The organism is Lactococcus cremoris subsp. cremoris NBRC 100676 (assembly GCF_001591705.1).
Lineage (GTDB): Bacteria > Bacillota > Bacilli > Lactobacillales > Streptococcaceae > Lactococcus > Lactococcus cremoris.
On the sequence record NZ_BCVK01000036.1, the window covers coordinates 16,236 to 28,226 of the forward strand.

An 11,991-nucleotide genomic window follows, 5' to 3' on the forward strand; every position below is an offset into this window, starting at 1 on the left:
AAATCTTATGTTTGATACTACTGATCAATTGGCTGTAAATACGATTCGTACTCTATCATTAGATGCGATTCAAAAAGCAAATTCAGGACATCCTGGACTTCCAATGGGCTCTGCCCCAATGGCTTATGTACTTTGGAGCAAGTTTCTTAATGTAAATCCAAAAACGAGTCGTAAATGGTCAAATCGTGACCGTTTTGTCTTGTCGGCTGGTCATGGTTCTGCAATGTTATATAGTTTGTTACACTTGGCAGGATATAATGTAACGACTGATGATTTAAAGGGTTTCCGTCAATGGCAGTCAAAAACACCGGGACATCCAGAAGTTAACCATACAGATGGTGTCGAAGCAACAACAGGTCCTTTGGGACAAGGAATTGCCAATGCTGTTGGAATGGCAATGGCTGAGGCACATTTAGCTGCACAATACAATAAACCTGGTTTTGATATTGTTGACCATTACACTTACGCCTTAAATGGTGATGGTGATTTGATGGAAGGTGTTTCACAAGAAGCAGCTTCACTTGCAGGTAAATTGAAACTTGGTAAATTGATTCTTTTCTATGATTCAAATAATATCTCTCTTGATGGTGATTTATCTATGTCATTTATTGATGATATTCAAAAACGTTTTGAATCATATGGTTGGCAACATTTATTGGTAAAAGATGGTAATGATTTGGAAGAAATCGCAGCAGCTGTCGAAGTGGCTAAAGCTGAAAAATCTAAACCAACAATTATTGAAGTTAAAACAGTCATTGGTTTTGGTGCTGAAAAACAAGGAACTTCAGCAGTTCATGGAGTCCCTCTTGGAGCTGACGGTGTAGCTTTTGCTAAGAAAGCTTATGGTTGGGATTATCCAGAATTTACTGTTCCTGAAGAAGTTTCAAAACGCTTTTTAGAAACAACGGTTGCGCGTGGTGAAGCGATGGAGCAAGTATGGCGTAGCACTTTTGATGATTATTCTGAAAAATATCCTGAGCTTGCTGAACAATATGTAAAAGCTTTTGAAAATGAAACACCAGAGCTTACTTTGACCAAACATGAAATGGAAACAAGTAAGGCAAGTCGTGTGACTTCCCAAGAAGCCATTCAAGAACTATCTGCTCAAATGCCAAATCTCTGGGGAGGGTCTGCTGACCTTTCAGCTTCAAATAATACAATGGTTAAAGTTGAAGAAGACTTTATGCCAGATAACTATGTTGGACGTAATATTTGGTTCGGTGTTCGTGAATTCGCAATGGGTGCCATTATGAACGGAATTGCTTTGCATGGTGGAACTCGTGTTTATGGTGGAACATTCTTTGTCTTCTCAAACTATATGCTTCCTTCTGTTCGGATGGCTGCTTTACAAAGCTTGCCAGTTACTTATGTCTGGACACATGATTCGATTGCTGTCGGTGAAGATGGACCAACTCATGAACCTGTCGAACAACTGGCTTCTGTTCGTTCAATTCCGAATTTGGATGTTATTCGTCCAGCTGATGGAAATGAAGTGGTGGCTGCATGGCGTCGTGCTGCTTCAAGTAAAAGCCGTCCAACCGCACTTATTTTGACTCGTCAAAATCTTCCAGTTTTACCTGATACTTATGAATTGGCTGAAGAAGGTCTGAATCGTGGGGCTTATATTCTTTCAAAAGAAGAAGGAAAACTTGAAGGAATCATCATTGCCACTGGTTCAGAAGTAGCATTGGCTCTTGAAGCGAAGAAGACTTTAGGTTCTGGTATTCGTGTTGTTTCAATGCCTTCAATGAATATCTTTGACGAGCAGTCAGCAGACTATCGCGAAGAAATTTTACCTAAATCAGTTAGACGTCGTTTAGCGATTGAAGCTGGAACAAGTTACGGTTGGGGTAAATATGTTGGACTTGATGGTGCAACAGTCACAGTAGACACTTGGGGCGCTTCGGCACCAGCAAATATCGTTCTTCCGGCTTACGGATTTACTGCTGAAAATGTAATTAAAGTATATCAATCTTTAGATTAAGTAATCTATAAAATAAGCTTTGACAGATGTCAAGGCTTATTTGTTTGTCAGTAACATTTATTACTGATAAAATTTACTGAGGGTTCTATTTTGATAAAACAATCAGTAAAAATTGCTGACGAAAATTATTTGTCAAGAAAAATAAAGGAAAATTATAGGTTTTAAATATGGGAATTTTACTTGCAATTCTTGCGGGTGGGGGCTCGCTTTTGAATTTTATGTATGGTCAAAACCAACTGATTCAATATTTACTGACAGCTCTGTCAGTGATCTCCTTGTTTGTTTATCGAGGAAAACGGACAAGAAAGTCTTATCAGAATATTGGCGTATCTATTTTTACAATAAGATTTGCTATTTGTGTTATAAGTTTTGTGGGTTCGGGCTCAATATTGCTTGCCTTCTTGTTTCATTTGAATTAATATGATAGAATAGGTCTATGCGATGAGTCGAATAATTCTACTTTTGTAGAATTTCGAAGCTAAGGAGTGCTGGGAAATTGAGTTTTCCGCGCAGGAAGCGTGAGCATTTGTCAAAATGTGTGAACCTTTTTGACACACTTTTAGTGCCTTAAAAAGCCCTTGTAAAAGGGCTTTTTTTTGTGATTTTATTTATTGAAAGTTAACTAGACTAAAAATGTTTCTGCTAACGAATTTTTTAACACTATAATTGTATCTTACAATGTTATTATTAGCAAGAGTTAAGAAAAATATGATAAACTTATAGTGTCACATCTTTTATGTATTTTTAAAAATAGAAAGGAAACTATCATGGATGTTTCATGGATGACAAAATATATTGGTGAGGGATTGGGAACTATGCTTCTCGTTTGCTTGGTAATGGTACAATTGCGGGAGTAACACTCAAAGGCTCTAAAAATGAGGGCATGGGTGGCCTTGCAATCGCTTGGGGATACGGAATTGCGATTCTAGTTCCTGTTCTTGCTTTTGCAAATGTTTCAGGGGCTCATATTAACCCAGCAATTACACTTGGACTTGCTTCAGCTGGTCTATTCCCTTGGCCTCATGTTGCGCAATATATCTTGGCTCAACTTATTGGTGCAATTATTGGTCAGTTACTCGTCGTAGCGATTTACAAAGAATACTTTGCTAAAACTAATGACGGAGCAATTTCTTTAGGCGCATTTGCCACAACTAACGCTTTGGATGATGGTTCAAATCGAGGAAAAGCAATTTTCAACGGTTTTGTCAATGAAGTAATCGGAATGTTTGTATTTGTTTTCGGAATTCTCAGTTTTACAACGAATTTCTTTGGCTCAGAATCAATCAAATGGATGACAAGTTACGCTCAACAACAAGGTGCAGATATCACTTCTAGTGGTACACTTAGCCAAATTTGGGCTTCTGTTTCAGGCGCTTCATCATCTAAAATGGTTGGTGCCCTTGCCATTGGTTTAATGTTTGTTGGTTTGGTTACAGCATTTGGTGGACCAACTGGTGCAGCATTGAATCCAGCACGTGACCTTGGTCCTCGTATTGTTTATAGCTTCTTGCCACAATCAGTTGTTGGTGAAAATAAAGACGCTAAATGGTGGTATGCTTGGGTTCCAGTGGTTGCCACAATCGTTGGTGCAGTAATTGCAGCTACAGTATTTAAACTCATGTTTAAATAAAATGAAAAAAATCTGCCTATCAGACAGATTTTTTCTTGCCCTTAGAACTTAAAAGCGCTATAATGATTATAATTTACTGAAAAGGACAGACAATTATGACACAATATAATATCGCGGTCGTTGGGGCTACTGGTGCCGTAGGAACAAGAATGCTTGAGCAATTAGAAAAATCTACTCTTCCAATAGAAACCGTACGTGCACTTGCCAGTAAACGTTCGGCGGGTAAAATTGTAGAGTTCAAAGGTCAAGAGCTTGTCATAGAAGAGTTGACTGATGACAGTTTTGAAGGCATTGATATCGCACTGTTTTCAGCTGGAGGTTCGGTTTCTGAAAAATTTGCCCCTTATGCTGTAAAAGCTGGAGCGGTAGTTGTGGATAATACATCGTTTTTCCGTCAAAATCCTAATGTTCCTTTAGTTGTTCCAGAAGTTAATGCACATGCACTTGAACAACATAATGGAATTATTGCTTGTCCTAATTGTTCAACAATTCAAATGATGATTGCTTTAGAGCCAATTCGTCGTGCTTATGGGCTTGAACGTGTGATTGTCAGTACTTATCAAGCAGTATCTGGTGCTGGTCAGTCCGCAATTAATGAAACTAATCGTGAACTTCAAGAAGCTCTTGATGGAAAAGCACTGACAGAATTGTCAGCAGAAATTTTACCATCTGCTGGTGATAAAAAGCATTATCCGATTGCTTATAATGCCCTTGCTCAGATTGATGTTTTTACTGACAATGATTATACTTATGAAGAAATGAAAATGACCAATGAAACTAAGAAAATCATGGAAGATGATTCGATTGCGGTTTCGGCGACTTGTGTCAGAATTCCAGTTCTCTATGGTCATTCTGAATCAGTTTATGTTGAAACGAAAAAAGAAGCAGATATTGCTGAGGTCAAGCGTCTAATTTCTGAGTTCCCAGGGGCGATCTTGGAAGATGATGTCGCACATCAAATTTATCCACAAGCCATTAATTCAGTTGGTCGTCGTGAAGCTTTTGTGGGCCGTATTCGTCGTGATTTGGATGCAGCCAATGGGATTCATCTTTGGGTAGTTTCTGACAATTTACTCAAAGGAGCTGCTTGGAATTCTGTCCAAATTGCCGAAACGTTGCATGAACGTGGCTTGGTTAGACCAACTAAAGAATTAAAATTTGAATTGAAATAAGGTATTTAAATGAGCTATGTCAGCGATATCCGTAAGAAAATTGGACATGATTTATTAATTTATCTTGGAGCTGGCGTCATTGTTTATGATGATGGGAAAATTCTTTTACAAGAACGAAAAGATAATGGTAAATGGGCTTTACATGCCGGAGGAGTTGAGGTTGGTGAAGAACTTGAAGAGACTGCTCGCCGAGAGTTACTCGAAGAAACAGGATTAAAAGCGGGAAATCTTGAGCTTTTAGGGATTTATTCGGGTCAAGACCGCTTTATCACGTATCCAAATGAAGACCAAGTTTATATGCCAGGGATTTACTATATTTGTCGTGATTTTTTAGGTGATTTAAGACCACAAAATGAGGAGGTCAATCAACTCAAATGGTTTGAAATTACTGAGATCCCTAAAAATATTCATGAGCCAAATCGACGTGTTATTGAAGATTTTATTCGAAAAATTTCCAAAGAGTAACGATGAAATAATATTTTTGACCTTATTTACTAAAGTATGCTATAATGAATCAAACAAAATTAGAGGTTGCAAAGACGAAAAAATTAGTGGAGCGGTGAACGCAATGAAACTGGTGGCGGCGTTCTTTGCCGAAAGAAAAATTGTCACAGAATTTTTCTTGGGCTGTATGGTTAAATCCTACAGACTGTCTTTCTGTCAGTACTGACAGAAGGGGGAGCTAATCAAAATCATTTTTGACGAACTTTTGAGAGCCTCTTTTGCATAAAAAGAGGTTCTTTTTGACCTCTTGACAGAAGCTTATCAATAAGCTCACCCAAAAGGAGAAGACATGTCAGCAAAAGAAACAATTGAAAAATTAAAAAAAGCACGAATTATCACGGCTTTAGTGACACCCTTTAAAGAAAATGGCCAAATTAATTTTGAAGCATTTCCAAAACTTGTTGAGGATTTGCTTGCCAGTCATACAGAAGGGCTTATTTTAGCAGGAACTACAGCCGAATCGCCAACGCTCACGCATGATGAAGAATTAGAAATTTTTGCCTCAATTAATCAGCTCGTAGATGGACGGGTTCCTTTGATTGCCGGCATAGGAACTAATGATACTCGAGATTCAGTTGAGTTCATAAAAGAAGTTGCAAAATTAGGTTATATTGATGCAGGACTAGCGGTGACTCCTTATTACAATAAACCTTCCCAAGAAGGCATTTATCAACATTTTAAAGCAATAGCAAGTGCTAGTGACTTACCAATTATTTTGTATAATATTCCAGGACGAGTAGTGACTGAAATTCTACCAGATACAATTTTACGTTTGGCCCAGTTGGAAAATGTAATTGCAGTTAAAGAGTGTACAAGTACTGACAATCTAGCTTATCTTATTGAGAATGTACCAGAAGGTTTTCTTGTTTATACTGGAGAAGATGGCTTAGCTTTTCATGCGAAAACTCTAGGAGGACAAGGAGTCATCTCGGTTGCCAGCCATATCTTGGGGCAAGAATTTTTTGAAATGTTTGCTGAAATAGACCATGGCTCGATTCAAGAGGCCGTGGCTATTCAAAGAAAAATATTACCAAAAATCAATGCGCTCTTTAGTGTGACAAGTCCAGCACCAATTAAAACAGTCTTGAACAATAAAGGTTATGCAGTTGGAGGATTACGCTTACCACTTGTCGCTTGTACTGACCAGGAAGCAAAAATAATTATTGAACAAATTGAAAATTAAAAATACCTTTAAAGGTATTTTTTTATTAAAATATTCTTGTCAGTATTCAATTGACTTAATTTTGCCGTTTGTTTCTAATAAGTTTAGAATTGAAGTGATTTCATAATTTTTAGGTAACTTCAAATATAAATCAACTCTCAAACAATTATTTGATTTCTTTTCAACTTTTAAACTGAGAATTTTAACCTGCTCATCTTTTAATTGATTTTGAAGAAGTTGAAGTCCTTCAAGGTTTTCCAACTGAAGAATAAGATGGTCACTTGTTGCTGATTTTATCCAACGATAATTCTGATGTAAAATAATTTGAAAGAGCAAGATGAGTAAAGTGGCAATAATACCTATAAAATATAAGCCAGAACCGATTGCCATTCCAATACCCGAAGTCGCCCAAATCCCAGCGGCAGTCGTTAAACCATTTACCGATTGATTGTGAACAAAAATCATCCCTGCTCCCAAGAAACCAATACCACTAACAATTTGAGCAGCTATTCTGGAAGGGTCCAGACTGACCCCGTGAGTGCTAATGATGTCCATAAATCCGTATTTGGAGACAATAATCATCAAAGCAGCACTTAAGGCAACAATTAAATGGGTCCGGATTCCCGCGTTTTTAGAACGACTATTTCTTTCGTAACCAATCGCATATCCGCAAATTCCGGCTAGGATTAGACGAATCAACCAATCCATTTGTGTTAAGAAAGTAATCTGCATAAAATTTCCTCCTTGTCATTTAAAACTTACTTTCCATTATATCGCTATTTTAATTAGAAAAAAAGTAAGACTCATAAAAAATGAAACAGACTTGCTTTTTTACTTGCTTTGGGTTAAACTTATATTAGTGTATTCTCGGTAGAGATTGGAATGCCAATCTCTTTTATTTTAACTCTCATTAGAGTTATCTTTTCAATATCGCTTGTCCCACTCGACCGATTTCGAGAGTGAATAAGGTAAGGAAATTGCAAAAAACAGGACTGTAAATTTACTGACAGAATTTGTCAATAACTTACAGATTCTTTTTATATCGAAAAAATTATAAATTACACTGACAAGAAAGGTTTTTATGTCTAATATTAAAATCACCCCATTAGGTGGTGTACGTGAATTTGGTAAAAACATGTATTTGGTTGAAGTTGAAGAGCAAATTTTTGTGCTTGATGCAGGGCTTAAATACGCTGAAATGGATCAACTTGGTGTTGATTTTGTTATTCCTGATATTACATATCTCTTAGAAAATGCTGACCGCGTAGCTGGAATTTTCTTAACCCATGGGCACGCGGACTCTATTGGTGCTTTGCCTTATATTGTTTCTGAATTAAAAGTTCCTGTATTCGGTTCAGAATTGACAATTGAACTTGCAAAAATTAATGTAAAAAATTATGCTGACAGCCGTAAGTTTAATGATTTTCATGTTGTCACTGAAGATACAGAAATTGACTTTGGTAAAGCAGTGATTTCTTTCTTCTCAACGACACATACGATTCCAGAAAGTTTAGGAATTGTCATCTCAACAACTGACGGGAACATTGTTTATACAGGTGATTTCCGTTTTGACCCAGCAGTTGCCAAAGGTTACCGTACAAATATGCGTCGCTTAGCGGAAATTGGAAATAGTGGCGTTCTTGCCTTGCTTTCATCATCACCAAATGCTTTGTCAACAATGCAATCTGCCAGTGAACATGAGATTTATGAAAAAATTTATGACCACATTGATGACAATGAAGGTCGGGTCATTATTGCTTGTAACGCAGGTAACTTAGGACGAATTCAACAAACGATTGATGCAGCAATCAAGCTCGGTCGTCGTGTCGCCTTTACTGGTGAGGATATGGACCAAATTATTGAAACAGCAACTCGTCTTAATAAATTACAAATTGTTGATAAAAAATCAATCATTAAACCAGCTGAAATCAAAAAATTTGCTGATAATGAATTAGTTATTTTAGAAACAGGACGAATGGGTGAGCCTCTCAAAGCATTGGGAGATATGGCTCATCGCCGTCATAAATACGTTAAAATTAAAGATGGAGATTTAGTCCTTGCTGTGACAAGTCCATCTGTCTCTTATGAAACAACGATTGCTCGTATTGAAAATGAAATCTATAAAGCTGGTGGTGTCATGAAAATGTTGGCTTCAGATTTGAAAATATCTGGTCATGCTAATGCCCGCGACTTACAATTTCTTCTTGATATCTTCCGTCCAAAAAACTTGATTCCAATCCAAGGTGAATACCGTGAACTTAGTGCTCATGCTGATTTAGCTATGGAAATGGATATTTTGCCAGAGCATATCTTTATTGCCAAACGCGGTGAAACCGTAAGTTTGGAAAATGGAGACATGGTTCCTGCTGGAGTCATTCAAGCTGAAAATGTTATGATTGATGGTTCAGGAGTTGGAGATATTGGATCGGTTGTTTTACGTGACCGTAAAGTCTTGTCAGAAGATGGAATTTTCATTGCGGTTATCACGATTTCTAAGACAGAACGCAAAATTGTCAGCAAATCTCGTGTTCATACTCGTGGTTTTGTGTATGTTAAAACATCGCGTGACTTGATGCGTGAAGCTGGTGAGTTAGTAAATAAAACAGTTGACAAATATCTTGCAGGTAAAGAATTTGATTGGGCAGAAATTAAAGGTTCAATTCGTGATGCTCTTGGTAAATTCTTATATGAGCAAACAAAACGTAAACCGGTGATTCTTCCAGTCGTGATGGAAGCCCGTCAACCTCAAGATTTAAACAAACGTTACACCAAAAAAAATCATAATAAAAAATAAAAGTTACAAAATCTCCTTTTTTTCGTATAGAAAGTTAGGAGGTTTTTTATGTCAAAAAAATCGATTAAGAAAATTACAATGACCGTTGGGGTAGGATTACTGACAGCCATCATGAGTCCTTCTGTCATCAATCAGCAAGTAGTGTTAGATTCGTCAGTAGAAGCGGCGAGTGCGAAAATCACCTATACAGATGCTCAGCAAGTTACTTACAGTTTGGATACAGTAGCAAAAACTGCCGAGGTTACGTCATTTTCTGGTTCGGCCGGTGCTGATATTATCATTCCAGATGTAGTTGTAAGTAACGGTCAAACCTACGCTGTAACTTCAATCGGAACTTATGCATTTTCAAATACAGGAATTCATTCGGTTATTATTGGAAATAATGTCGTGGACATTAATACAAGTGCCTTTCAAACAACGGCTGCCTATTCAGATTATTATAAAAATGCTTTAACAGAAGTTGTTTTGGGACAAAGTGTCCAAAATATAAAAACAGATGCTTTTGCTGGGAATGCTTTGACCAGTATCATATTTCCAAATTCAGTCATTAAGATTGCAACAAGAGCCTTTGCTAATAATAATCTGACCGAACTTTCTTTTGGACCAAATGTAACTGAAATCATGCCTAAAGCATTTCAAAGCAATCAAATAAGTTCAATCACATTTGATGCTGACTCACTGACAACAGTTGATTCGACAGCATTTTCAGGAAGCCCTGTTTGCTTTTTGACCTTAGGAAATGGAGTGAGTTTAGCTGATGATGCCTTTAATAAAGTTAGTCCTCTTTTTGGACAATTAACTGATTTACCAACAAGTGGAATTCGAACAATTATAGTAGATAGTAATGGAATTTTGGAAAAAAGTTGGACAAATACTGAAAGTTCAAATTCTACAAATAATAACTCAAATAATTTGGGCACAGATGCAGCAATTTCAGATGAAGTAACTGACCAGTTGGATTTGTCTGATGCCTCTGATAATAGTTCCTCCAACGATTCAACAACAACTTTACCTAATCGAGATGAAAAATTAGAACCTAATTCAGAGTCTGATTCCAGTTCTTTAGGCTCCAACTCGAATGAGAATCCCACTAATGGTTTAGACTCAGATTTATCAACGGATTCAGTTTCTAATGAACAAAATGATTCTAGTTTAGATTCGACCAGTTCAGTTCCAACAACTTCAAATACTGAAAACTCAACCCTACCGTCTTCCGAGGAAACTGATAATCCTGATAATAATTCAGACCTAAACCCATCAGAAAATGAGGGAACCATCTTGAACCAAGAAGCTAACAATGGTTCACTCGCTTCTTCAACATCGGTAGATCCCAGTAACTCAGGAAATGATTCCAGTGCTCAAGCTAATGAAAATACAAGTCCTATATTATCTTCCCCAGATATAGTTGATAATGCTAGTAATAGTTCAGGTTCAGATGTATCGGCTAGTACAAATCTAAACCCAAAAACTGAAACTCCTCCGACCACTCCTCCAGAGATAATCAAAGGCCCAGAAACGGAACCAAAAACTTCAAATACAGAAAGCTCAACTTCAAACTCCCCCTCTTCTGAAGTTACTGACAAGTCTGCTAGTAATTCTAGTTCAGACTTATCAACAAACCAAGAGAAAGATTTAAAGACAGAAGAAAATGCTCCATCAATAACTGTAGAAACTAGTAATGAAAAATCATCCCAAAGAGGTTCAACTACAGAAAGTTCAAAACCGGATTCTGCCCTAACCAATAGTTCTGATGGAAGTTCTAGTCCAGAATCACTGACTGACAAAAAAACTAATTCAAGTTCAGAAATCAAAACGGACCAATCAGCCCCAACTTTTGAGTCGGAAGGAAGTCCAACTACGAACACAAGTGTTATTAATAAAATTACCGAAAGTAGAAAAGATACAGAAGAAACAATAGCATCAGCTCAAAGTAAATTTGATTCTAATAAATCTACTACTGTAAATTCAGCAAAAGAATTGGATAAAAATCAACCAGTTGATGAAAACCCACTAAAAGACTCGTCACCTGATAAGTCAGCTGGTTCAGGCAAGCAGCTTCCAGTTGCTCCAGCAAATAATCAGGAGAGCAGTGATAAAGCAGCCAGTCCACAAAACATTTTACAAATATTGCCTAATTTATCTGAAAAAAATACGATTAATAAAGTCGAGCCAGAGGATTCCAATTCACACTTAACAGAACAAAATCCGGCTCAGCATTTGAAAGAAATTCTGCCTATACTAAAAAACAGTCCGATAGATTCAGCGAACATTGATCAAGGAATAATAAAAAGAATATTAAAGTCCAATAAAGAAGTCAAAAAGAGTCAGTCACAACTTTCGAAAAATTTACCGCTAGCTTTAGATTCAGATAAAATCAGTAATGTAAAATTAATAGCTAAAGATAAGCAAAATCAAATTGAGGATGAAAGTTGGAAAACAAGTCCTGATTTTGACAGGATTGCTGTGGAAAAGAGCGAAATGGCTTTGACAACTCCTGATTCCAGCACTCAAAATTCGGGTATTTCAAGTAAGAGCGATAGTGATAATTTGAACCAGGAAGGACAATTCAATATAGAAAATCGAGATAAATTGTTTTCTGAAAGAGAAGAAGCTGGCGCGATAATTAGTGATAATCATAAATTAGATCATACTGATGTGCTAAGTAAAAATAATTCAAAAATTAAGCTTTTCATTAGTCTTTTAATAATAATCATTGGAAGTGCTATAGGATGGTTCATTATATTT

Annotated in this window: 8 protein-coding genes and 1 pseudogene; 8 read left to right on the plus strand and 1 reads right to left on the minus strand. The window is 36.9% G+C overall.

Annotated elements, in window-relative coordinates; translation table 11 throughout:
- Positions 1-7 precede the first annotated feature (7 nt).
- The 6 genes and pseudogenes from tkt (at position 8) to dapA (ending at position 6,473) form a co-directional block, all read left to right on the plus strand.
- Positions 8-1,984: a transketolase gene (tkt, locus tag LLA01S_RS07555; protein ID WP_021165544.1), complete on the plus strand. Its 1,977-nt coding sequence runs from the start codon at positions 8-10 to the stop codon at positions 1,982-1,984.
- Positions 1,985-2,151: 167 nt separating this feature from the next.
- Positions 2,152-2,403: a hypothetical protein gene (locus LLA01S_RS07560; RefSeq protein WP_015082666.1), complete on the plus strand. Its 252-nt coding sequence runs from the start codon at positions 2,152-2,154 to the stop codon at positions 2,401-2,403.
- Positions 2,404-2,751: 348 nt separating this feature from the next.
- Positions 2,752-3,614: pseudogene (locus LLA01S_RS07565) on the plus strand (MIP/aquaporin family protein).
- A gap of 95 nt (positions 3,615-3,709) precedes the next feature.
- Positions 3,710-4,786, plus strand: a complete 1,077-nt coding sequence (locus LLA01S_RS07570; protein ID WP_011676661.1) for an aspartate-semialdehyde dehydrogenase — start codon at positions 3,710-3,712, stop codon at positions 4,784-4,786.
- A gap of 9 nt (positions 4,787-4,795) precedes the next feature.
- The gene (locus LLA01S_RS07575) at positions 4,796-5,251 is read left to right on the plus strand and encodes an NUDIX hydrolase (RefSeq protein ID WP_011676660.1); all 456 of its coding nucleotides are present in this window, start codon (positions 4,796-4,798) and stop codon (positions 5,249-5,251) included.
- Positions 5,252-5,579: 328 nt separating this feature from the next.
- Positions 5,580-6,473, plus strand: a complete 894-nt coding sequence (gene dapA / locus LLA01S_RS07580; RefSeq protein WP_061778082.1) for a 4-hydroxy-tetrahydrodipicolinate synthase — start codon at positions 5,580-5,582, stop codon at positions 6,471-6,473.
- A 39-nt stretch (positions 6,474-6,512) separates the two neighbouring features.
- Here the strand turns inward: dapA and LLA01S_RS07585 are convergent, their stop codons facing one another.
- On the minus strand, positions 6,513-7,184 hold the full coding sequence (locus LLA01S_RS07585) for an MgtC/SapB family protein (RefSeq protein WP_015082663.1): 672 nt from the start codon (positions 7,182-7,184) through the stop codon (positions 6,513-6,515).
- Positions 7,185-7,533: 349 nt separating this feature from the next.
- Here LLA01S_RS07585 and LLA01S_RS07590 point away from each other — a divergent pair, with 349 nt between their 5' ends.
- Both LLA01S_RS07590 and LLA01S_RS07595 read left to right on the plus strand, forming a co-directional pair.
- Complete coding sequence (locus tag LLA01S_RS07590) at positions 7,534-9,246, plus strand: ribonuclease J (RefSeq protein ID WP_061778083.1); 1,713 nt, start codon at positions 7,534-7,536, stop codon at positions 9,244-9,246.
- A gap of 48 nt (positions 9,247-9,294) precedes the next feature.
- The coding region (locus LLA01S_RS07595; protein WP_061778084.1) for a leucine-rich repeat domain-containing protein at positions 9,295-11,991 on the plus strand (2,697 nt) is incomplete at its 3' end.